General features: G+C 32.5%; 17 protein-coding genes and 2 pseudogenes. 8 read left to right on the forward strand and 11 right to left on the reverse strand.

Annotated features, from left to right (window positions below):
- Nucleotides 1–77: 77 nt before the first annotated feature.
- Both LC076_RS18905 and LC076_RS18910 read right to left on the reverse strand, forming a co-directional pair.
- Nucleotides 78–1,397, reverse strand: coding sequence for an ABC transporter substrate-binding protein (locus tag LC076_RS18905; protein WP_226670650.1), 1,320 nt, complete (start codon nucleotides 1,395–1,397; stop codon nucleotides 78–80).
- 399 nt (nucleotides 1,398–1,796) lie between these two features.
- Nucleotides 1,797–2,858, reverse strand: coding sequence for a LacI family DNA-binding transcriptional regulator (locus LC076_RS18910; RefSeq protein WP_226670651.1), 1,062 nt, complete (start codon nucleotides 2,856–2,858; stop codon nucleotides 1,797–1,799).
- A 664-nt stretch (nucleotides 2,859–3,522) separates the two neighbouring features.
- Here LC076_RS18910 and LC076_RS18915 point away from each other — a divergent pair.
- Together LC076_RS18915 and LC076_RS18920 are read left to right on the forward strand one after the other, a co-directional pair.
- A complete protein-coding gene (locus LC076_RS18915) occupies nucleotides 3,523–3,705 on the forward strand; it encodes an aspartyl-phosphate phosphatase Spo0E family protein (RefSeq protein ID WP_226670652.1) in 183 nt (60 codons plus the stop codon).
- A 410-nt stretch (nucleotides 3,706–4,115) separates the two neighbouring features.
- Nucleotides 4,116–5,111 (forward strand): DUF3231 family protein, encoded by a 996-nt coding sequence (locus LC076_RS18920; protein WP_226670653.1) that lies wholly within the window; start codon nucleotides 4,116–4,118, stop codon nucleotides 5,109–5,111.
- Between the two features lie 567 nt (nucleotides 5,112–5,678).
- Here the strand turns inward: LC076_RS18920 and LC076_RS18925 are convergent.
- Nucleotides 5,679–6,290 (reverse strand): S-layer homology domain-containing protein, encoded by a 612-nt coding sequence (locus LC076_RS18925; protein ID WP_226670654.1) that lies wholly within the window; start codon nucleotides 6,288–6,290, stop codon nucleotides 5,679–5,681.
- Nucleotides 6,291–6,330: 40 nt separating this feature from the next.
- Here LC076_RS18925 and LC076_RS18930 point away from each other — a divergent pair, with 40 nt between their 5' ends.
- Together LC076_RS18930 and LC076_RS18935 are read left to right on the forward strand one after the other, a co-directional pair.
- On the forward strand, nucleotides 6,331–6,528 hold the full coding sequence (locus LC076_RS18930) for a hypothetical protein (protein WP_226670655.1): 198 nt from the start codon (nucleotides 6,331–6,333) through the stop codon (nucleotides 6,526–6,528).
- A gap of 19 nt (nucleotides 6,529–6,547) precedes the next feature.
- Complete coding sequence (locus LC076_RS18935) at nucleotides 6,548–6,991, forward strand: GNAT family N-acetyltransferase (protein WP_226670656.1); 444 nt, start codon at nucleotides 6,548–6,550, stop codon at nucleotides 6,989–6,991.
- Between the two features lie 260 nt (nucleotides 6,992–7,251).
- Here LC076_RS18935 and LC076_RS18940 read toward each other — a convergent pair whose 3' ends face one another.
- The 3 genes and pseudogenes from LC076_RS18940 to LC076_RS18950 all read right to left on the reverse strand — a co-directional run bounded on the left by LC076_RS18940 (nucleotide 7,252) and on the right by LC076_RS18950 (nucleotide 9,355).
- Nucleotides 7,252–7,950: a polysaccharide deacetylase family protein gene (locus tag LC076_RS18940; RefSeq protein ID WP_226670657.1), complete on the reverse strand. Its 699-nt coding sequence runs from the start codon at nucleotides 7,948–7,950 to the stop codon at nucleotides 7,252–7,254.
- Between the two features lie 895 nt (nucleotides 7,951–8,845).
- Nucleotides 8,846–8,929, reverse strand: a pseudogene (locus tag LC076_RS18945) (transcriptional regulator); the annotation flags it as partial.
- Nucleotides 8,930–9,355 (reverse strand): SRPBCC family protein, encoded by a 426-nt coding sequence (locus tag LC076_RS18950; RefSeq protein WP_413466011.1) that lies wholly within the window; start codon nucleotides 9,353–9,355, stop codon nucleotides 8,930–8,932.
- Nucleotides 9,356–9,764: 409 nt separating this feature from the next.
- Here LC076_RS18950 and LC076_RS18955 point away from each other — a divergent pair, with 409 nt between their 5' ends.
- The 3 genes from LC076_RS18955 to LC076_RS18960 all read left to right on the forward strand — a co-directional run bounded on the left by LC076_RS18955 (nucleotide 9,765) and on the right by LC076_RS18960 (nucleotide 13,295).
- Complete coding sequence (locus LC076_RS18955) at nucleotides 9,765–10,766, forward strand: DUF3231 family protein (RefSeq protein WP_226670659.1); 1,002 nt, start codon at nucleotides 9,765–9,767, stop codon at nucleotides 10,764–10,766.
- 522 nt (nucleotides 10,767–11,288) lie between these two features.
- Nucleotides 11,289–11,708 (forward strand): CBO0543 family protein, encoded by a 420-nt coding sequence (locus LC076_RS24415; protein ID WP_319005559.1) that lies wholly within the window; start codon nucleotides 11,289–11,291, stop codon nucleotides 11,706–11,708.
- A gap of 573 nt (nucleotides 11,709–12,281) precedes the next feature.
- Nucleotides 12,282–13,295 (forward strand): DUF3231 family protein, encoded by a 1,014-nt coding sequence (locus LC076_RS18960; protein WP_226670660.1) that lies wholly within the window; start codon nucleotides 12,282–12,284, stop codon nucleotides 13,293–13,295.
- A gap of 272 nt (nucleotides 13,296–13,567) precedes the next feature.
- Here LC076_RS18960 and LC076_RS18965 read toward each other — a convergent pair whose 3' ends face one another.
- The gene (locus LC076_RS18965; RefSeq protein ID WP_226670661.1) at nucleotides 13,568–14,206 is read right to left on the reverse strand and encodes a hypothetical protein; all 639 of its coding nucleotides are present in this window, start codon (nucleotides 14,204–14,206) and stop codon (nucleotides 13,568–13,570) included.
- Between the two features lie 85 nt (nucleotides 14,207–14,291).
- Between LC076_RS18965 and LC076_RS18970 the strand changes: the two genes are divergently transcribed.
- Nucleotides 14,292–16,484 carry a diguanylate cyclase gene (locus tag LC076_RS18970; protein WP_226670662.1) on the forward strand — a complete coding sequence of 731 codons (2,193 nt, stop codon included), beginning with the start codon at nucleotides 14,292–14,294 and terminating at the stop codon, nucleotides 16,482–16,484.
- A gap of 402 nt (nucleotides 16,485–16,886) precedes the next feature.
- On the opposite strand, the gene LC076_RS18975 is transcribed toward LC076_RS18970, so the two are convergent.
- The 4 genes and pseudogenes from LC076_RS18975 to LC076_RS18990 form a co-directional block, all read right to left on the reverse strand.
- Nucleotides 16,887–17,546, reverse strand: a complete 660-nt coding sequence (locus tag LC076_RS18975) for a CoA transferase subunit B (protein ID WP_226670663.1) — start codon at nucleotides 17,544–17,546, stop codon at nucleotides 16,887–16,889.
- A gap of 18 nt (nucleotides 17,547–17,564) precedes the next feature.
- Entirely contained in the window at nucleotides 17,565–18,254 is a 690-nt protein-coding gene (locus LC076_RS18980; protein WP_226670664.1) for a CoA transferase subunit A, read from the reverse strand.
- Between the two features lies 1 nt (nucleotide 18,255).
- Nucleotides 18,256–19,456 (reverse strand): annotated as a pseudogene (locus LC076_RS18985) (acetyl-CoA C-acetyltransferase).
- Nucleotides 19,429–19,698, reverse strand: coding sequence for an FAD-dependent monooxygenase (locus tag LC076_RS18990; RefSeq protein WP_226670665.1), 270 nt, complete (start codon nucleotides 19,696–19,698; stop codon nucleotides 19,429–19,431). Before LC076_RS18990 ends, LC076_RS18985 begins: the two are co-directional and overlap by 28 nt.
- Nucleotides 19,699–19,736 lie beyond the last annotated feature (38 nt).

A 19,736-nucleotide genomic window follows, 5' to 3' on the forward strand; every position in this document is an offset into this window, starting at 1 on the left:
ATAAAATAAAGTCAGTTCTTTATTTAAAAAGAGGAAGCCATTGAGTCTTCCTCTTTTTTTAAGAATCAACTTATCTTTTATTCAACACCTAATTCTTCTCTTGCTTCTTTCCATTTTTGATTTAATTCATCTGTAATATCCTTATATGTTTCGTCTCTATTGCCAATACCAGCCTCGATAATTCTTTGTTTAAACGCATCTATACCAAAACCTACTTCACTTTCCTGGTCAAGCTTACCAAATAAATCTTCTTCTCCTTCTTTTGCAGGTAGATTTTCGATAAATTGAACATTTTCATTTTCAAAATCTGCTAAAGATTCAGGTAATTCAGCACCTTTAACAGGGGAAATTGCTCCAGCTTCTACTGCAAATCCAGATTCATCAATAAACCAGTCTAACCAAGCTCTAGCAGCTTCTTTATTTTCAGAATATTTATTAATTCCCATCTTGTAGTCTCCAGCCATTGCAGCGTACCTTGAGCCATCTTCATGTGTAAATGGGAAAGGCATGTAAGCAATATCTTCTGGGTTATCAGACAAAGCTTGCACTTGTGAAACAGCCCAAACCCCTAAGAACATGGCTCCGATTTCACCATCTGCTAGCATTTGCTTTGATTGTTCCCAATCAGTTGTAAATGGATCTTCCTCAATTAAATCTTGATTTGCTAAATCATACATTAATTTATATAACGTGTGATGTGGTCTACCTTCAGCTAATGGGTCATCAATGTGAGGCATCTTTTGAGAAACATAGTCTCCTTCACCAGCAATTGCTAATCTTTGATTCTCCCAATCACTTAAAGGCCAACCTGCAGAAAAGTTAGTATAATAAGGAATTGCATCAGTATTCTCTTTAATTTTCTTCATTGCATCTAAAAATTCTTGTGGAGTAGATGGTAATTCTTTCACTCCTGCATCTTCAAATACTTTCTTATTATAAACTGCTCCGTAAGTATTAACTTGGACTGGAATACCATAGGTTGTGCCTTCATATGAATACTCATCAGCAAATAGATATTTTTCTAGTAATTCTTCTTCTTTTCCTAGTGGTTCAAAAAACTGTGGTAACTCATTTCTTGGCATATAGGGTATTAATAATACATCACCATAATCTTGACTATTCAATCTTACTTTTGTTTGTCCTTCATAGTCTGTTAATGCCTCAAAATTCACTTCTACATCTGGATAAGTTTTATTAAATTCTTCTGCATACTCTGGTAGTTTTGTATCAACAAGGTCAGTTCTGTTGGTCAATACTGTAATCTCTCCACCAATTGTGTTCTCAGACTTTCCATTTCCTTCAGAACTTGGTTCAGAAGTATTATTACTAGAACATCCTGCAAAAAGTGAAACGGCTAATAATAATGTAAAAGGCTTATAATACTTTTTTTTATTCAACTTTTCTCCCCCTAGTTATTTATTTTTTCTTTCTTACAATTAAAGTTTACTTTGATAGCGTTTTCCTGTCAATATATTTTATGATAAAAAATAAATAAAAATATAAGATAACTAACAAAATAAAACATTGTTAATCTAAAAATAATAAAATCTAGTGAAATAAATAAGATTTTTACTTTTTGATTAAGGCTCTTCTCTGAAAGATTTTTGCTAATTGACCTAATTATTCAGTAGAAACATTGTGTTATAGCAAAATAGGTACGATCCTATGGAGAAAAGATGCCACTATGCTTTGTATAGTGCTGTTTACTTGGAGTTGTTAAAGCAACAAAGTTTACAAAAACAGCCTTGATTAAATAAAAAAGGCCATTATCTCAATGATAATAGCCTTTCAATATTTTACTCTGTTTCTTTTTTATAAGATAAAACAGATTCCCTTAGTAATAGTTCACTTGAGACAATGATTTTTTCTTTAGGTGCATTTTTTATGTCAATTCTATTAAGTAGAGCTCTAACTGCTCTTTTACCTAGCTCTTCTTTAGGTACATCAATAGTTGTTAAAGTTGGTTTTAACAAATAAGAATCCTCAATATTATCAAATCCTGTAACAGATATATCATCCGGAACCCTAATATCTAACTCCTCTAGAACTTTATAAACGTGCAAAGCAATAGAATCGTTAGCACAGAATAAAGCTGTTGGTAATTTATTACCCTCTGCTTTAAGTTTTAGTAGCCAAGCTTTAATATCAATAAACATTTCAGCGCTGTCATCTTTAATCAATTCATAAAATTCATTACTTATTGGTGTATCATTTTCTTCTAATGCAGTCCTAAAACCCAGCCATCTATCAAAGAAACTCCTAGAATAATTTATATTACCAACAAATTGAATATGACTATGACCTAATCCTATAAGATAATTTGCAAGCAAGTAACTGCTATCAAAGTTATTTGAAAAGACCGTATCTGTTGGGTATAGCTTATCTTCATGATCTATTAACACAACAGGCACTCCATTATTTTGTACTTCTAGTATGATCTGTGTTGCAACCTCTCCTACACCTATTAATCCCATGAAACCTTCAGGATTAAGAGAACGAGGCAAACTTTTAAAATTGTTTTCAGTTAAGATTATCATGCCCAGGTTCAAATTCTCGAGTGTATCTGAAATACCTTTTATTATCGGCCCCCAGTATATGGATTCCTTTAACTGACTTCGTATATTCGGCATTACTATTAATACACTATTATTATCTATACTATCTTCAACATTTTCTTTTTTTATATCTGAATTGTTAATACCTTTTTGTGTGAAATAACCTAATTGTGATGCAACTTGAAATACTTTATCTCTTGTTTCATCTTTTACTCCAGTTTTACCAGATAGAGCCCTAGATACTACAAAATTAGAAATTCCAAGGTAATCTGCAATCTGTTGAATAGTTACCTTCTTTGCCACAGATAATCCCCTTTACATTTTTTATTTTATTATATCATAAAAAAATAAAAAAAATAAAAAACATTGAATTTAGAACAATAGTCTTTTATTTTCAGATCAAGTCGATTGTATATAAGGCTCTTTTCTGAACGATTGTTGCTATGCAACCCAGATTTTGAGTAAAAACAGTGTTTTTTCACTATAAGGATACAGTTTTATGAAGAAAAGATGCCACTAGACTTAATACAGTGCTGATTGTTTTGCTTATTTAAAGGAAAAAAAGTTTCGAAAACATCCTAATTTAAAAAGCATATGAGCCTTAATGTTATTTTCATTGGTTCATTTTCTCATTAGTATAGATTAATCATTGATCATTTCTAAGCTCTTATAAAATACCGATGATAGTTAAATATGGGGAAATTATAAAAAATTGGTGTTATATGAGTCGATTATCAGAACAAAAAGCATCAATTAGTGATTTTCCGTCAAGTGGCATTATTTCTACTTCTACTGAACCTCATTATTCTTCAACATTCGTGCTTCGATGCTGAAGATTTCTTTCTGTTGCGTAGTATTCTTGAATTGAGAATTAAAGTGTACCTTGTGAATTTACAAAGTATTTACATTTTATTAATAAATAGGTAATATAGTACCAATAACTTACCATTTCAAAGGAGAAAATAAATTGAACACTGTTACTTTATTACCTATAAACAAGGAGAATGTACTACTTGTAAGAATTAATCAACAACGCATTGATTTAATTGAAAAAGGTAAACTTCTTGGATTACATCATCCTACAACAGTTTTTATCAGTCAAGATTTAGATGAACTTATCATGGAATATCAAAAATTAAAATTATCATAAATCTAGTGATCTATATTAGATGTGTGCAGCATAACTAATATAAAGTTAATTGTTGATTTCTTTCATATCCTTACTTAATAAATAATCAAGACTAACTGGTTCACCGTTCTCACATTCTTCTATACAACAATACCACCAACCAATTTGTCTACTGACTTCTTTAATTGAAAATTTTCTTGATTGACGCAGCTATTTTAATTTATTTCCGAATACTTTTACATCTGCATAGTAAATTGTTTCAGCTCCAGAAAGTAACAAAGATTCGGTAATGTTCACTCCAAACTGACGCAATCTTTTAGCAAATTGTGAACTCCCTTTTACTGCCTATAACTTATTATATTTTACTATTTTATAAAGCCTCACCTATAAATCGCCCATTAATTGGGTAACATTTACTAGAGGTGATAATTATGGATTTAAAACTCACATCTGCTGAAATAGGTACCCTGTGGGGTGAATATGTTAATGGAACTGCAGTTGATATTATAAACAAACATATGTTTTCGGTAATTGAAGATACACAAATAAAATTACTTTTTGAAGATGCAATTAATACATTTGCAAAACAGAAGAAAAAAATTACTTCTTTTATTGAAAATGAAGGTTTTCCGATTCCAATTGGATTTAATGAGTCAGATCTTAATAAAGGAACTAAAAGACTATTCTCAGACATATTTTGTTTACATTACTTACATATCGTTTCTCTACACGGACTTTTAGGGCATTCTACATCTCTTAGTTCTTCAGTTAGAAAAGATTTACGAGAATTTTATGATTCTTGTAATAATGAAGCAAAAAGAATGTATCACCAAACAACTGATTTATTACTTGAAAAAGGTCATTTCCAAAGAGACCCTACCTTTTATCCTGAATCAAGTCCTGAATTTGTATTAGGACAAAAATTCACAGATGGATTTTTTGGAAGCAAACGTCCTTTAGCTGCAACAGAAATAATTGCACTTTCTCTTAACTTAAAAAAGAAAATATTGGAAAAGTCACTTTCAATAGGATTTAGTCAAGTAACACAAGATACTGAAGTTAGGAAATTTTTAAGAAATACCGAAAAAATATCTAATAACCAGATCCAATCTCTAGGGAAAATTCTAAATGGAGACAATTTACCTGTACCCATGTCATGGGAATCTGAAGTTACTACTTCCCAAGATCCTCCCTTCTCAGATAAATTAATGTTGTATCACATAGGTTTTTTATTACAGGCTGCCCAAAATTATCATGGAGCAGGGTTAGCTTCTGCTATGAGATCAGATCTTGTATTAAATTACGAAAAAATAATTTTAAAGAACCTGATGGTTACAAAAGATTGGTTTGATCTAATGACAAAAAATAAATGGTTAGAACAACCACCACTTGCTCCAAATAGAAAAGAGATTGCACAAGATAAATAAGTTTATACATAACCTCTTGTTAAAAGAGGTTTTACTTATTACTTATGTTGCAATTTACGTCTACTACGCAATAAATGGATTTGGCTAGATGCTAGTTGCCGAAGAAAGATATGATTAGGTTTTTGTTCAAAAAAATCTGTTATTAACAATTTTCGTTAGTTCCCAATGTAATTGAAAAACGTCTAAATACCTAACGTTCGTGAGATTTAGACGTTTTATTGAGAATGATTTAGTTGTGTTAATAAATATTTTAAACGAAGTTACTCATTTGGAATAACATGGTGTTCCCTCCCTCTTTTACAACATGTTTACTAATATTTCAAAAAATATTATGTTACAATGTGTTGTAGTTTTGAAATAAATCTTGATTAAAATATAGCTACAAATGCTGATTGAGCTTTGAAAAGTTTTGGTTATGAAGTGAATAGAAAAGATTTCTTTGATATGTGAATAAATAAATCCTTTAACTAATCAAACATCATGAATTACCCCATTTAAAAGCCCCTCCATTTTATTTATGGAGGGGCTTTTTCGAATTTCTTGAATTAAGTATACTTTGAAGAATACTTACTGACTCTTTTTGACAAAATACTTATTGGCAACTAAAGCAACTTGTTCTCTTTGAACCAGTTGAGGATTAAAACTGTTAGACGACTCACCAATCAAGAATCCTAGGTCATCAGCATAAGCCTCTGAGTCTCTTTTCCACTCTAAAATTCTATCTTGATCAGCAGATGTTAACTTGTCTCCATAACTAGTCGCGTCAGCTCCTAATGCTTGTACTAAAATAGTTGCCATGTCTTTACGAGTTAGATTTGCGTCAATTCCAAAATTACCTTCCCCAGTTCCACTTATCAAGCCAGCTTTTACAGCAGCCTCTACATACGAATAAGAATAGTGGTCAACTGGTACATCTGAAAACGTAGCAGTAACTGACGAATTTGAAGAGTCTAATTCAAGTGATTTTGCTAGGATACTAGCAAAGTCTTGTCTCGTTATGTTACTTGTTGGATTAAAATCTCCATTTGCATCCCCTGTAATAATGCCCTTTTCAACTAATTCCAATATTGCATCTTTAGCATAAGATCCTTCAATATCTGTAGATGCGGAAACAGAGTTAAAAGAAAACAGCAAGATAAATCCAGTTAAAAACAATGACTTCATGAAATAACTTTTCATATAATCCCCCTACTATTTTACTATTTTTATAATAAGAAAATTGTATCACTACATTTTTCTTTTGTATACATATTTTGGCATTACCTATAAGATATTTATAGGTCAACAAGTAGTAGAAGCTACTAATTATCATCCATTTTGGGTTGTAGAAAAAGGCTGGATACTTGCCGAAGATTTACAAGCAGTTGATAAGCTTCAACAGGCAGACGGAAACTTAATAGAAATTACTATTAGATAAAAAGGGAGAGGAAACCAATATGTCCTTAATAATCAGAAGTGTAGAAAAAGATGATATGAACCAATTGACCGATTTAATGTATCAGTATATCGTTGATTTTTATAAAAGACCTAAACCACCTATTGAAAACATACATAATTTAATTGACACTTTACTGGAAAAGAAGAGAGGTATTCAATTCGTTGCTGAACAAGATGGTAAACTTCTCGGCTTTGCAACATTATATTTTAGTTTTAGTACAACGAAAACCGATAAAGTTACAGTAATGAATGATTTATTTGTCGTTGAGAACGCAAGAGGGACTGGGGTAGCCCAAGAACTGTTTAAACAATGCGAAAAATATACAAAAGAAAACGAGTATGCACATATGGGGTGGGTAACTGGAACTGATAATTACCGAGCCCAAAGATTTTATGAAAAGATGGGTGGTTCTCTTGGAAATTGGATGAACTATTCAATATAACCCAAAAAGCCTTTTTGGAAAGACCTCTATCTCTATATCGGGGGTCTATCTTTTTAAACATTTGTCATTTTATAATTTTCATCTCTTCTTATTTCACAACCTGCTCACGACAGCACAAAAAGCTATTACGCCTGTTGAACAATCGCATCTGTTACTTGAAGAAGGAAAAAGGGATACATACCTATTGAACAATCATCCTTGTTTTACAAACTATATCTCTCCAAACGAAAAGACTAACGATAATTAATTTTAATACTAACTCATAATTTTTGAAGCTCATCCACAGTCACAAATTTATACCCATCGTTCGTAAGTTCACTCAATATATCTTCAATTGCTTCCATTGCCTCACCTGTTTGATCGTACATTGGATGAAGTAAGATTATCGATCCTGGTTTTATGTTATCCATTACATAATCTACTTTTTCATCAGCACTGGTGTAATATGTATCCGGTTCTAAAGACCACATAATCGTTTCTCTGTTGTGCTTATTTAAATAATAAGGTAACCCCACTAATTTTTTCCCATAGGGAGGTCGAAAGTCAATTTCGTCCTTATATCCAGATTTTCTAATCAACTCATCGGTTTTTTCAATTTCTTCTTTAATAAAAGCTGGAGATTTTAAAACCATTCTTTTGTGTGAATAGGTGTGATTCCCAATTTGATGCCCCGCTTCCACCACTTTTTTTGCTTCTTCAGGGTATTTTTCAATATCATTTCCGATAAGGAAAAAAGTAGCTTTTGCCTCGTATTTATCCAATAAAGGCAGAATCTGATCCACATTCTTTGTCGGACCGTCGTCAAATGTTAAAGCAAGAACTTTGTTTTCCGTTTGAACTTGGTATGTTAATTCTCCAAATAATTGAAAGGTTGTTAATTTTGTAACTTTAAAAGTTCCAGCGAATAAAAGAGCCGTTAACAAAAATCCAATTCCAAAAGTTATTAATTTCTTTTTCATCTGTGTTCCCTTTCTTTCAGAGGCTATTTTATCATGCTTTTAGCATAGCATTATATAATCAAATGCTTTATTCGTGTAGTCTGCTCCGTTTAATTGAAAAGCTTCACAATATTCCTTATCTTCTAATTAGATCTTGTCAGAAGATAGTAAATTATTGTTCATTTCCCCTACAATTTTGTAAATTCTGGTGTGCAGTATATGAACTACGCAATAAATGGGCAATTCTAAATCATGTTTTTGTTGCTGAAAAATAGATATAGAATCTGGTGCTTCTTCCCCAAGACGTGTTAATAACACTTATCTTATAGTTCATGTCCTAATAAAAAACGTCTCAACTCCAGTACTATCAAGAAATTAAGACGTTTTAACTAATCAAATATAGTTGTGTTAATAGTTAAGACTTTTAGAATAAGTAGGGAGTTTTCTCCCTCTTTACAAAGCTGTTCATTTTTGTATCCAATTAAAAAGGCATTTAACTTAGTTTAGTTAGAAAAATGTTAAATTTGATCTTCAACACTTATGCTTCTTTTTTTGAGAATATCAATGTATTTAGAGACCTCACTAATAAGTAAGTTAGAAAATAAATTTGAGTTACTTTCTCATATCAATGCGTGAACGCCTTTTATCAGAAGCATTTAGTATAAATAAGAACGCAATAAAAAAAATAATTCCTATTACAATCATCTTAACCCAGTTATTAATCTGTAATATAGATGATAACAAGAATAAAAATACTCCACTACCTAATATTAGAGTTAAACCTATAGCAAAAGACACCTTTTTGGGCAATACTTTAATTTTCTCCAACAATTCATCTCACCATCTGAGTTACGTATATGGTAGGTTCTGTTAAACCTTGTTGTTGATTTCCGTTATAGGCATTCGCTTTCTGATATTCGTTGTTGGCAAGCAAGTGAAGAACCTCTCTTCTAGTTGGATCAGCGATAGCTTGAAATACATCATGCTTTGCTGCTGTCACTTATCCTTCAACAACCTTTCGAAGAGCTTCATTAACAATTCCAACCCAACCATTATCCATTTTCTCACGAATAACAGAGCTTTTCTCGTTTGCTTTTGGGAGAACAAAATCTGGAGCTTTCCAGCCACCATGTATAAGTGTAAACTCTGTTTTTTCACCTAAATCTTTTAGAAGAAAAGATACAATCCATCCATCTGTATCCCATGAAAATGAAATTTTGTTTGGTTCATCCACCTCTAAAACTTTACATGGAGATGGACCAAAAGGGGATTGAATATGGAATGCATGTCCTACTTTTGGTTCAAAATCATTTGGCATAAACCATGATTCAATACCTTCAGAAGTTGATACCGTATCCCATACTATTTGTATAGGTGCTTCAAATACAACTGTTTGCTTAATATCTTGTAGTGTTTCCATTTTCATTACTCCTTTTTTCAAAACATAAACAAAGCCATTTGATTTCATTTCATTGCATCTAATGATATAACACCATTTGGTTTTACGTCAAAGTAACTCTATATCTATTTCTTTTGAATTCCTTGTTCATATTATCTTCTATCAGGGTTTCTCTTTTTAACTATCAAAACTTTACAATTTTTTACCTTTTATATTTTTACCTAAATAATACATTGCTCTAATCGAAAAATAAATAAATGGTCAACTAACATCGAACCTATATTCATTTTCCATTGTATTCATAATCAATTCTCATTGAATCATACAAGTACATTATTTTGGTAATAGTATAACTACTATATTTTTATATATTTGTGTTAATTATTATTTAATAAGGGAATTCTACTTTTAAAATTAGATTAATGGAGTGGATAAGATGGAGAACAAAAGGGAGTTTGTAAAACTTACTAGCTCAGAAATAGCATTATTATGGACCACATATACCAATGACAGTATTGTATCTTGTTTATTGACTCACTTTATTGAAACAGCAGAAGATCCAGAGGTTAATCAGATACTTAAACAAGCACTTAATATAGCAGAGGCTCATATGCTTTCCGTTAGAACCTTGTTTGAAAAAGAAGGAATTGCCATTCCACACGCCTTTCCTATTGAACAGCATGTTATACCGCATGCACCTAGGTTATTTTCAGATGTTATGTATGCAGAGTTATTAAAACATATTTGTTCGTTTGGTCTGGCATCCCACACGAGTGGTGTAGCAACCGCACCTAGAGAGGATGTTAGAACTCTGTATGAACAATTTTTTAAAGATACCTCATCACTCAACAATCGTGTTATTGAAACAATGAAAAGCAAGGGAATCCTAATTCGTATGCCTAATATGGAATATCCAAAGCATGTAGAAATGCTACATAAACAGCACTTCCTTGCTGGTTGGGTGGGAAGACAGAGGACTTTAATGGCAATTGAAGTAACACATTTGACAGCATGTTCTCTTCACAATGTAATGGGAAAACATCTGTGTATGGCTTTTGCTCAAGTAACAAATGATGTTGATTTAAGAAAATACTTTCTACGAGGCAAAAAAGTCTCAACGGATATCGTACGTGATATTCATGATGTCTTAGTAGAAAGTGATGTTCCCATCCCTTCAACATGGGATGCAACAATATCGACCTCCACAACTGCACCTTTTTCTAACCAATTGATGATGGTGTTAATTGGAACCATTTCAAACTTAGGAATATCTTCATATGGTGTTGGAATGTCTACATCAATGCGTAGGGACCTAGGGGCTTTATATGCTGATTTCATACGGAAGGCAAGTTTCTATGGAGAAGATGGGATGAACATTATGATAAGTCGGGAATGGATAGAGCAACCCCCGACATTCGTTGATCATGAAGCTCTCTAAAGAACAACTGAATTAGAAAACACACCTACTCTGTAGAATATTTCTAGGGTCAAAAATTAGGGCTGTATTCGCAAACTTTTTTGCTTTTATACCTGTAGCAACCAGCACTGAAAGAGTCTGGAGGCATCTTTTCTTCATAAAATAATACCCTTATAGTGAAGAAACTGAACACTGTTTTCACTATAATTTTTGGTTACATAGCAACAATCGTTCAGAAAAGAGCCAAAAATAAAGATGGGTAAAGCCTATATAGGTGGTTATGAAGTAAGCCTTGACAGAGAGTTATTAATTATCTTTAGTAAAACGACCCAAAATTTAATTGATTCACATAGACCCCTAAAACAGGTACTTTTTAGTGCCCAGTAAAAGCGTATTACGACATATACAAAAGAATAATTTCTCTATGATTAGGTAACCTATTATTAACTTAATAAGTTTATTGAAAGGAAAATTATGCATAAATTCGAAAAAAATACGCTTAGACTTTTATTGATATTTGGTTTGTTATCTTTTTTAAATTTAATGAGAAAACCTCCAGTTAAAGACTGGATGCTAATATTTTTATTTAAAGGATATCTTTCCTCAATTCTAGATAAGTTAGTTACAAAAAAAGGCTATATTTCTTATCCAGTTAAGTTGTTCAAGTTGTTTGATATTAGTTTTATATTCGATTACTTGCTCTATCCCATTGCCTGCGTATATTATAATCAAGTAACAAAGTCATCCAATTTACTTACAATTTTTATGAAGTCACTTTACTTTAGTATACCAATGACTTTAGTGGAACACTTTTTTGAAACTAGAACAAGTTTAATAAAATTTAAAAAGGGCTGGAGTTCATTTACTAGTTTTTATACGATAACAATTACATTTTTGATATCTAGAACTTTTATAGCTATTATTAGAAAATCCCCGAATACACCAGTTCCTAGAAATAAATAGGAACTTGTTTTATGTCGCCATTTTCTTCGTACTACGAAACTATGTGTGACTCATCTATCTAGGTCTTTGCTGAAGAAAAAGATATGTTTAGATTAGGTTTTATCCCTCAAGATGTGTTAATAAATAACACTTATCTTTCGTTCTTTCTCTAATAAAAAAACCTCTCAACCACAGTGATTTCAAAGATACGAGATGTTTTAACTACCTTTACTTAGTTTTGTTAATAGATATTTTACAAGAAGTTAATACTTTAAGAATAATAGAGAATTTCCTCCCTATCTTCAGAAAAGATATCCAACATGAAATTCATTTAACTTAGTTTAGTTTAGAAAGAAAGTATTATTAGATCTTCAACACTAGCGCTTTTTCTTTTGTAAAACATATCTATTGAATAATATATTTGTGCAGCAAGAGTTTCTTGTTTTTCCGCCAATATAGCACCGTTAAATGAAGGATATTTCATAGTTAAGCACACATAATATGATAGGGGACAAAGTTACCTTCTTTTAATAACTGAATAAATTTCCTGGACAAGTGGATATTACTTATAACAAAACATCTGGAGGATTAAAAATGCGAGAAGAAAGTAATTTAAGGTTAACATCTTCTGAAATATCAGTGGTTTGGAGCACCTACCAAAACAACAGTTTTTCTATTTGTATTTTGAAGTATTTTTTATCCAATGTTGATGATTCTGAAATAAAGTCAATATTACAATTTGCGCTCGACATATCAATCGAAAATTTTAATTTTAGTAAAAAAATACTACATAATGATAACCAACCGATGCCAATTGGATTTACAGATGAAGATGTAAGTCCACATGCTCCACGATTGTATTCAGATTCATTTTATTTATATTACATTAAAAACATGTCTAAGGTTGGTTTATCTATTTATGGTGTAGCATTAGCAACCAGTGCCCACTCCGATGTCCGTGCATTCCTAAGTCAAGCAATACAAACTTCAACTGAGTTATATAATAAAACAGCAGAAACATTATTATCAAAGGGATTATTTGTAAGACCACCTTATGTAACAACCTCCAATCATGTTGATTTTGTTGATGAAAAGAGTTATCTAGGAGGAATACTAAATCTTACTAACAAAAACAGACCATTAAATGTGATTGAAATTACTCATATAGAGGCAAATGTTGAAACGAATTCCTTAGGGAAAGCTCTTATGGCAGGACTTGCACAAGTGGCAAAATCTAAAAAAGTTCGTAACTATTGTTTAAAGGGGAAGGAAATCGCTACAAAACATGTGCAGGTTTTTACAACAATGTTAACAGATGATGATCTTCCCTCACCAATGCCTTGGGACTTAGAAGTAACCGATTCAACAGTACCACCATTTTCTGATAAATTAATTATGTTTCATACTTCTTTAATCATTGCATCTAGTATATCCAATTATGCAACTGCTTCAGCAGCCTCCTTAAGAACAGATATTGCAACCTCTTATGTTCGCTTGACAACAGAAGTAGCTCAATTTGCGAGGAGCGGTGTGGAAATAATGATTAAGAATGCATGGTTAGAACAACCTCCACAAATCCCAGATCATAAAGGATTAGCAAAAGGTTAATCTTTCCTTTCCATAGTTGTGTTAATTACGCTTTTCTTTTAGTTCCAAAGCTAATAGAAAACGTCTCAAATCCATTACTATCAGGAATTCGAGACGTTTTAACTATTTTTATTTCGTTGTGTTAATAACTATTTTATGCAAAGTTAATTTAGTCAGATTTCTGTTTTGATTACTGCTTCACTAGTTTGTCCGAATGATACACATTAAAGCTTAATTTAAATTGCATAATTGAATACTTTTTAAAATTTATGCATTTATACTCCGAAAATATTCTACGTATGTTCAACGTTTTCCTTGATATCAATTAATACTTCTTCTTCCAAATTGCCATCTTTTATCAGAATTTTCCCTGTTGAAGAAAAATCGCTAGGAATTAAACCATTAAGAGGGATGTTAAATGATGCAATTCCTAATGTCTTATATGTTTCACCTATTAACCTACTACATGTATAGTCAATATTTTTGGAGATTATAGATAAATATCTTCCTTCGATTACCTCTTCAATCATTTTCCATTCACTAGGATTTGGAATTCCATGTACTTCCTTAATATAATCAAATAGCTTTTGTTGATCTATTTTGTGATTTAGGTTTAATGAACGAAGTGCATATTGAGGAGTTTCATAAGGAGTGACATCTTGTCCATATGATTTAAGTCGATCTAAAAGTTTCACGACTTTTGGTCCTGTCTTATTATCATGAAACCATTCATCTTGTAAATTAGTTAATGCTGTTGACTCAAAAAAATAAACTTCTCCCTTTGGATCTGGACGTATTACCATTCCAACGTGTGACCACATGCTGTTTTCAAGTTTTTCTACTAACTTACTTATAGAGTATTGACCACTAAAAAGGATTAAATCTCCCGTTTTGAACGTTGGCAATAGATTGTTAAATGACTTTGAATTCATAAGATCCTCCAAATATTATTCGTTTTAATACGAATTGCTCATGATATAATTATACAATAATTCTTGCAATAAGGAGTCCAACCTCATGAAAATGGCTTTTAAGAAGATAATATTAATTATTTTTATTCTCTTTTTCACATTTATTCTTACAGACAGGAACGTTATTTTTGCTTCTTCAAAAAATATGATTATTAATAACGAATTTGAAAAAGTGAATATAAAAGATTCATGGGAGGTATACGTTGATCAAAATAATATCTCAGAAAACGAGATTCTTAAAAAGCAAGACAAATTTCTTCCTATAAGTAAGCTGGATATAGACGGAGACATTGCACACTCTACCTACTGGATAAAAATAAATATCTTAAATACTAGTGATTCTCCAAAAGATATATTACTAGAATTAAAAAAGCCACATTTAAGTTTAGTTTCATTATATTCGGTTACCCATCAAAAGCTTGAATTAAAGGAAACAATTGGCTACAGTAAACCTTTTAATGAGAGAAATATAAGACATCGTAATCTAATTTTCGCTCTTGAACTACAACCTTCAGAAAAAGCAAGTACATATTATCTAAAGATTAAAACCGACAGCTTTTTTCAAGCGCCCATCACTATTTGGGACCCTGTGGCATTTTCAATAGAAAATTCTAATGCACAAATGATGTACGGGCTATTTTATGGCACAATGATTGGATTAATTTTATATAATAGTTTCTTATTCTTTTCACTTAGAGAAAAAACATATTTTTATTACATTCTATTTATTGCTGGATTTACAACGATGCAATCAATATGGGATGGATATGCATTTCAATGGCTATGGGGAGATTATCCTTGGTGGGCATTAAGATCAAATTCATTCTTTATTCTTTGGACTGCAATATTTGCATTACAGTTCACAAAACACTTTTTACAATTAAAAAGGAAAGCACCTATTTTATTTAAATTGGTCAATATTTTTAATACAGTGTGTGCAATAGCTTTGATACTTCCTTTTACACTTAGTATCAGTATCTCAACCATGACTAGTACCCTTATTGCAACGATCTTTGTTCTGTTTATACTATTAATTGCAATAAAAGTAAGGTTAAAAACAAGGGAAGCAAAATTTTTCATTGCTGCATGGGTCTTTCTTTTAATAGGAGTCTTATTAAATATCTTGGCTGCATATAAGCTAGTTCCACTTACTCCTATAACCTTATTTGCCCCCAAAATTGGATCTCTTATCGAAGTATTGGTTTTATCATTGGGGTTAGCTGATAGGATTAAAAGGATTACTTTAGAAAAAGAGCTGGAATCAAAGAAATATTACATGCAAACACTTATACAAAGTTCTTTCAAACAAATGTCAGGTATGAAGGAAATAAAAGAGTTAGCGGTTAGTGGTCTTACTACAATAATGATTCTGACAAAGTTTGAAAATGGGTTTTACCTTTCTAAAAATAAATCAGGTTGGTCTATATTAACTCAAAAAGGTGAAACTTTAGTTAATCACACATTTAATATAGATCAAGAACAATTTAAAAAACTAACTTATGCAACTGATGTAGATCTAAGTATATTAGGTATTCATCAGTCTTCAGGCTCATACCTTTCAATACCAATAGATTGTAAGGGACATGAAGCTCTTCTTATTACTTATAGTCAAGAGAACCTTAAAATAGATACATACGAGGTAGAGAATGTTATCCCATATTTTAGGGAGCAATATATGGTATTAATAGACAACTTAATCAACTATCAATCAATACAAAAATCAGCAATGTATGATCACCTAACAAATGTATTAAACCGAAAATACTTTTTAGATAAAGCAAACAATATGATGAAAGAATCGATTGAATTAAATCAAAATGTAACAATCCTATTAATAGATATTGATCATTTCAAACAGGTTAACGATACTTATGGTCATAACATAGGTGACAAAGCTATAATCTTTGTTGCTGATCGAATAAAAGAGATAATTAAAGATATAGGTTTTGTTGGACGATATGGTGGGGAAGAATTTATAGCACTGCTGAACAATGTTGGCGAAAAAAAGGCGTTGGAAATATCCGAGTTGTTAATTAAGACTCTTCATATACACTCTTTTTCAGTAGAAAATGGAAATAGCCTATTTTTAACTGTTAGTATTGGAGTTTGTAGTAATACTAGCAATAAAAACTTATCAATCAATAACATGATTCAGCTAGCAGATGAGTCCCTATATAAAGCTAAAAATATGGGAAGAGATCAGGTTGTTATCTATAATGATTTTATAGAAATAAAATAACGAGTAGGAAGTTGGCGAAAAAAAATTACCAACTTCCCACTTAATATACGCTTACTTAATAATTATTAAAAGAACAATTTCCTATTAAAGGTGACTTTATTCTAGACGTGTTAATAACACTTATCACTATAAAAAAAGCTCCAATTCCATATACCTACTAGGAAATGAAGCTTCTCACTTCGATGATCCGAGAGAGATTCGAACCCCCGACCCCTACCATGTCAAAATTGGGTGGGGAATTAATAGAGGTTAAAGTAATAAAATAGAGTTAATTAAGTATTGGTAAATCAACGTTTTTGGCTTTTGGTTGTAAAATAAGTTAACAAATCATTGAAATAAATTAAGTCTGTACATTTTTTGTACAATATCCAAGGTTTTGTCGATTAAACAATCATACAATTGCTAATAGGCATCACTCAAAACTTGTTCAGTCACAATCAACTCCGGCTCAGTAGAATCAATAACATCCTGTACACTATAACCTTGTGCCACTTCAATCAATTTCAATCCATCCTCCGTTACATCAATAACCGCACGATCAGTAATAATCCGATTAACAACATTCTGACCAGTTAATGGTAACGAACATTTTTTTAGAATCTTTGGCTGGCCTGTCTTGTTCACATGTTCCATGATGACAATAATCTTTTTGGCCCCGTGAACTAAATCCATTGCCCCTCCCATACCTTTGATCATTTTTCCTGGTATCATCCAGTTGGCTAAATCACCGTTTTCTGTGACCTCCATACCGCCTAAGATCGCTAAATCAATATGACCACCACGTATCATGCCAAATGACTCTGCATTACTAAAGAAGCTGGCACCTTTTATTGCCGTTACTGTTTCTTTTCCCGCATTGATTAAATCTGGATCGACTTTTTCTTCTGTTGGATAAGGACCAATCCCTAATAACCCATTCTCTGATTGTAAAACAACCTGCTTATTTTCCGAAATATAGTTTGCAACTATGGTAGGCATCCCTATTCCTAAGTTTACATAGAAACCATCTTGAATCTCTTTTTCTGCTCTTTTTGCAATTTGTATTCTTACGTTTTTGCTCATCTTTGTCCCTCCTCTTTTTTATGCTTGAACAGTAAGTCTTTCGATTCGCTTTTTATGCTTACCAACAATAAGTCCTTGAACATAAATACCTGGTGTATGTATTTGATCTGAATCTAGTTCTCCTACTTCAACAATTTCCTCTACTTCTGCAATTGTTATTGTCCCTGCTGCTGCCATCATAGGGTTGAAATTTTGAGCTGTTTTCCGATAGATTACATTGCCCATTTTGTCTGCTTTCCACGCTTTAATTAAACTAAAATCAGCTGTAAGGGACTCTTCTAGCAAATACTCCTTCCCATTAAATTCCCTTATTTCTCTACCTTCTGCAATCGGTGTCCCTACTCCAGCTGGGGTGTAAAAGGCTGGAATGCCTGCACCACCTGCACGAATTTTCTCTGCTAAAGAACCTTGTGGGGTTAGTTGTACCTCTAATACACCGCTTAGTACTTGTCTTTCAAACTCTTTATTTTCACCAACATAAGATGAAATCATCTTTTTTATTTGTTTATTTTTAAGTAAAAGCCCAAGTCCCCAATCATCAACTCCACAGTTGTTTGAAATAACGGTCAAATTCTTCACATTCTTCTCACATAGAGCTTTGATGAGGTTCTCTGGTATTCCAACTAATCCAAACCCCCCAACCATAAGCGTTATTCCGTCCTTAATATCTTGAACTGCTTCTTCAAAACTAGTAAATATTTTTTTCATTTTACTGCACCTCTTTTTCATAGTTTTCTATAATGGTTGAAACTCCTTGACCACCACCGATGCATAATGCCGCTAAACCATATTTCCATTTCTTCTTTTTAATTCGTGGATTAATGTCGTCAGAATTCTTGCTCCACTTGCCCCAATCGGATGTCCTAAGGCAATGGCTCCACCATTTACATTTAACTTCTCTTTTAAAAATTGAAGCTCTTTTCCAACCGCAAGTGCTTGTGCTGCAAATGCTTCGTTCGCTTCAATTAAATCTAAATCATTGATTGTAAGATCCGCTTTACTTAATGCTTTTTTCGTGGCTGGCACAGGAGCGATCCCCATAATACTTGGGTCTACAGCAGCACTTGCATTAGCACGAATTGTGACTAAGGGTTCGATCCCAAGTTCTTTTGCTTTGCGAAGACTCATCATGAGAACAGCAGCTGCTCCATCATTAATTCTTGATGCATTCCCCGCGGTTAAACGTCCGTCCTTTTTAAAAGCTGGCTTTAGCTTTTCTAATGTTTCTACTGTTGTTTCCACCTTTACATATTCATCTGTGTCAAACAAAATTGGTTCTCCTTTTCGTTGAGGAATTTCTACTTCTACAATTCCATCCTTAAATTTCCCTTCTTTTATAGCTGTTGCTGCCTTTTCTTGGCTCCATGCAGCAAATGCATCTTGTTCCTGCCGCGTTACTTCATATTGGTCACAAATATTTTCTGCTGTAATTCCCATGTGATAATCATTAAAAGCACACCACAATCCATCATGAATCATACTATCTATGAGTATCTGATCTCCCATTCTATAACCCTCTCTAGCTGCCATAGATAAGTAAGGTGCCTGACTCATATTTTCCATTCCACCAGCAACACGATTTCGGCATCTCCTGTTAAAATAGCTTGAGTCCCTAAATGAACAGTCTTTAATCCTGATCCACACACTTTATTTACCGTGAAAGCAGATACATGTTCAGGAAGGTCTGCATGTATAGCAGATTGTCTTGCTGGGTTCTGACCGAGACCAGCTTGAAGTACATTTCCCATGATGACCTCATCAACTTGATCACCCCAAACTCCTACCTGCTCTAGAACCGCCTTTTTAACATGTGCACCTAATTGAACGGCGCTGAGATTTTTTAAGCTCCCACCAAATTGACCAATAAGTATTATTAAAGCGCTTACAATAACGACCTCATTGTGAACCATATTTCTTTTCTACTTGGCCCGTGGTAGCCATCACAGCCTATAATAAAATCACAGCTAAGTTCATGATCACTATCATCGTACTGAAATCTAATTTTCGGTGATTGTTTGTCTACATCATGCAAACTAACATTATCTGCATTAAAGAGTATCTCTCCACCTGCCTTTAATCGAGCAGCTACAAGGTGTTTTATGACCTCATGTTGAGGAATATACCATAATACTTTTCCCTTCCATAAGCTCATGCATGTTTACTCTCTGTCGGACTTCATTGAATTGAAGC

Origin of the sequence: Metabacillus litoralis, assembly GCF_020524045.1 — a bacterium.
GTDB lineage: Bacteria > Bacillota > Bacilli > Bacillales > Bacillaceae > Metabacillus > Metabacillus litoralis_C.

Excerpts from the sequence above, each read along its gene's own strand:
- LC076_RS18970 (WP_226670662.1), top strand. The coding sequence starts at position 14,292 with ATGAAAATGGCTTTTAAGAAGATAATATTAATTATTTTTATTCTCTTT.
- LC076_RS18935 (WP_226670656.1), top strand. The coding sequence starts at position 6,548 with ATGTCCTTAATAATCAGAAGTGTAGAAAAAGATGATATGAACCAATTG.
- LC076_RS18940 (WP_226670657.1), bottom strand. The coding sequence starts at position 7,950 with ATGAAAAAGAAATTAATAACTTTTGGAATTGGATTTTTGTTAACGGCT.
- LC076_RS18965 (WP_226670661.1), bottom strand. The coding sequence starts at position 14,206 with ATGAATTCAAAGTCATTTAACAATCTATTGCCAACGTTCAAAACGGGA.
- LC076_RS18980 (WP_226670664.1), bottom strand. The coding sequence starts at position 18,254 with ATGAAAAAAATATTTACTAGTTTTGAAGAAGCAGTTCAAGATATTAAG.
- LC076_RS18955 (WP_226670659.1), top strand. The coding sequence starts at position 9,765 with ATGGAGAACAAAAGGGAGTTTGTAAAACTTACTAGCTCAGAAATAGCA.
- LC076_RS18990 (WP_226670665.1), bottom strand. The coding sequence starts at position 19,698 with ATGAGCTTATGGAAGGGAAAAGTATTATGGTATATTCCTCAACATGAG.
- LC076_RS18950 (WP_413466011.1), bottom strand. The coding sequence starts at position 9,355 with ATGAAAATGGAAACACTACAAGATATTAAGCAAACAGTTGTATTTGAA.
- LC076_RS24415 (WP_319005559.1), top strand. The coding sequence starts at position 11,289 with ATGAGAAAACCTCCAGTTAAAGACTGGATGCTAATATTTTTATTTAAA.
- LC076_RS18960 (WP_226670660.1), top strand. The coding sequence starts at position 12,282 with ATGCGAGAAGAAAGTAATTTAAGGTTAACATCTTCTGAAATATCAGTG.
- LC076_RS18925 (WP_226670654.1), bottom strand. The coding sequence starts at position 6,290 with ATGAAAAGTTATTTCATGAAGTCATTGTTTTTAACTGGATTTATCTTG.
- LC076_RS18975 (WP_226670663.1), bottom strand. The coding sequence starts at position 17,546 with ATGAGCAAAAACGTAAGAATACAAATTGCAAAAAGAGCAGAAAAAGAG.
- LC076_RS18920 (WP_226670653.1), top strand. The coding sequence starts at position 4,116 with ATGGATTTAAAACTCACATCTGCTGAAATAGGTACCCTGTGGGGTGAA.